Source organism: Coprococcus intestinihominis, assembly GCF_040096555.1.
Taxonomy (GTDB): Bacteria; Bacillota; Clostridia; order Lachnospirales; family Lachnospiraceae; genus Coprococcus_A; species Coprococcus_A intestinihominis.
Genome location: NZ_JBBMEK010000350.1, coordinates 1 through 2806, shown reverse-complemented (window position 1 = coordinate 2806; position 2806 = coordinate 1). Strand labels below are relative to the sequence as shown.

General features: G+C 42.2%; 2 protein-coding genes. One reads left to right on the top strand and one right to left on the bottom strand.

All coding sequences use genetic code 11. The annotated features are described in order from the left end of the window. Nucleotides 1-263 precede the first annotated feature (263 nt). Entirely contained in the window at nucleotides 264-1628 is a 1365-nt protein-coding gene (locus tag WMO25_RS16965) for a short-chain fatty acid transporter (protein WP_349086347.1), read from the bottom strand. A gap of 145 nt (nucleotides 1629-1773) precedes the next feature. Here WMO25_RS16965 and WMO25_RS16960 point away from each other — a divergent pair, with 145 nt between their 5' ends. Then, nucleotides 1774-2631: a helix-turn-helix domain-containing protein gene (locus WMO25_RS16960; protein ID WP_349086345.1), complete on the top strand. Its 858-nt coding sequence runs from the start codon at nucleotides 1774-1776 to the stop codon at nucleotides 2629-2631. Nucleotides 2632-2806 lie beyond the last annotated feature (175 nt).

Genomic DNA, 2806 nt, shown 5'->3' with positions numbered 1-2806 from the left:
ACCACAGAGCCTGTAACTGTGCAGATCCATTATATGAAACCGATGTATTATGAGGAATATGCCGGTATGAAGACAACGGAGATTGCATTGGAAGTGGAGAAGCGGATCAGAGAAGAAATTCATAAGCGTATGAAGGCAGAGTAGTTGTTCAGAGTCGGACATAAGTGATGTAAAATGATATCTGGCTCTGAAAAAAAACAGTGCAGCTAAAAGCTGCACTGTTAAAAAATCAATTTTTAATTGTTGATGAAATTCTGTTCAGATTAGATCAAACCGACAACAACGAATGTTGCACAAACGATGATACCTGATAAGATAAGGTCAACAACACAGAATCCCATGATATCTCTTGCGCCAAGACCTGCGATACCAAGAGCTGGCAGAGCCCAGAATGGCTGAAGAAGGTTTGTCCAAGCATCGCCCCAGGCAATAGCCATACAGGAAATTGCAGGGTCAAGACCCATTTTAACAGTTGCAGGTAATACGATAGGAGCCTGTACTGCCCACTGGCCGCCGCCTGATGGTACGAAGAAGTTAACGATACCGGCGCTCAGGAATGTGAACAGAGGGAATGTGATGTTATTGGAAATAGCAACGAAGAAGTTACTGATAACACCGGCAAGTGAAGGACCGCCTTCTGTAACTGTACCTGTCATGATACCCATGATACCAGCGTAGAATGGGAACTGAAGAACGATACCGCCGGCGCCCTTAACAGCGTCATTAACAGCCTTAACGTAGTTCAGAGGTGTACCATTCAGTAAAACACCGAGTACAAGGAAGATCAGGTTAACGATGTTCAGGTTCAGTGCGTTCAGAGGATTGCCTGCTGCTGCGAAATACTGAACAAGGTAAACAACACCGATGATAACAACGAGCCATGATAATGGTTTGCAATCTTCAAGTTTTTCAGCTGGAGTAGAAGCTTTTCTAACTGTGACTTCTTCTTCAACAAGTAACTTAGGATCAACTGTAACAACTTCATCTGCTGCCGGATGCATCTTAGCATTCAGTAAAGGCATAAGAATCAGGATAATCAGGCAGGCAATTAAGTTCCATGGAGAAAGAACTGTTCTGTCCATACCGATGGATTCTGTCAGAGCACCACCTGTAGCAGCTGTAACAGCTTCTGTAACTTCTGTGATTGTCAGAGGAATAGAACCTGACAGACCAGCATGCCATACAACGAAGCCTGAGTATGCAGAAGCGATCAACAGACGGTAGTCAACGCCTTTAACCTTCTTGGCAATAGATTTTGCAAGAAGAGCACCAACAACCAGACCGAAGCCCCAGTTTAACCATGATGCAACAGTACCAACTACAGTTACAAGAACGATAGCTGAGAAAGGTGTCTTAGCAACGCCTGCAATCTTGTCAAGGAGTCTCTTGACAGGAGGTGCAGTAGCCATAGCTGTACCAAGTACGAGTACGAGAGCCATCTGCATTGAGAATGCTAACAGACTCCAGATGCTCGTGCCCCAGAAGCCTACAACCTGAAGTGGTGTAGCGCCTGCAGCAGGAATTGCTGCGATGAATACGACGATTGTTAATAAGATACAGAAGATAAATGGATCAGGCAAGTATCTCTGTACGATATGTACACAACCATTAGAAATTTTCTTGAGCATAAAAAACTCCTCCCTTTAATTTGAATTGTGCTCTTTGGTATTTTCCAAACAATCTGATATTATTATAAAACTTTTCTAAACAAATTGAAACTCTAAAAATATATTATATTATAGAAATTTTGAACTAGTATAGGTGCAAAAAGAGATGAAAAATGCGAAATTGACAGACAAGACTGACAATTATAGGATATTAAGTGTATATATTGATAACATTATGCGTAAAACTGAGAACCATGAGCAGCAGACAAGGCTTGTTTTTGATTGTTATACTATTGTCATAGTGCGCAGTGGTAAAATCCACATTGAAGAAAGCGGTCAGCAGACGATTCTCAGGAAGGGCGATGCCATTTTTATTGAAAAAGGCAAGATGGCCATCGGCAAGGCATTGAAAGGGGATGAATGCTGGATCATGATCATACAGTTTGATGGCGAGGGTGTTCCGGGAATGCTCCAATATCTCCATATTCAGGATGGGGAACGCTTTAATGTCAGCGGAAATGTTCTGGCGGCGGAACTGGACAGCATGATTCAGACTTGGGAAGCCGGGGAGTATTTCAGAGCATCCGTTATGCTGCAGTCTTTGTTTTTGACGATACATGATACAAGAGGGACGGATTACCGGAGTCTGGATCTGAACACAATTTATGAATATATTCAGGAACATTACGCAGAGCCATTGGATCTGAACAGTTTGTCACAACTTTATGGGACAAGCGTCAGCTATTTTTCCAGAGCATTTAAACAACATTTTGGCATGGCCCCTATGACGTTTGTCAATGAAGTGCGCATGCATTATGCACGGCTGTTCCTGACAACAACAGAGATGAAGGTTCAGGAGATTGCAGGACATTGCGGATTTGAGAAAATGGAATATTTCTGTTATGTCTTCAAAAAGGTGGAGGGCTGTACGCCGTCGCAGTATCGCCTGAATCGTTGGCATGCGGACAAAAATCCTTGTACCGCGGACAGAAGATTGGAAATGGAATCAGGCGGAAATCTTTAAAATTTAATAATATTTTTATAAATAACTATGGACTTTAATCCTCTAAAATGATAAAATGTGTTTGTGTGTGTCGGACAGTGCCTGCTTGCTAAGTAGAAAGTCAGTACTGGACGGCATACGTTCGAATGGCATATTATTATTTATAATGAAGGGGATTTGTGACGACATGAATAAA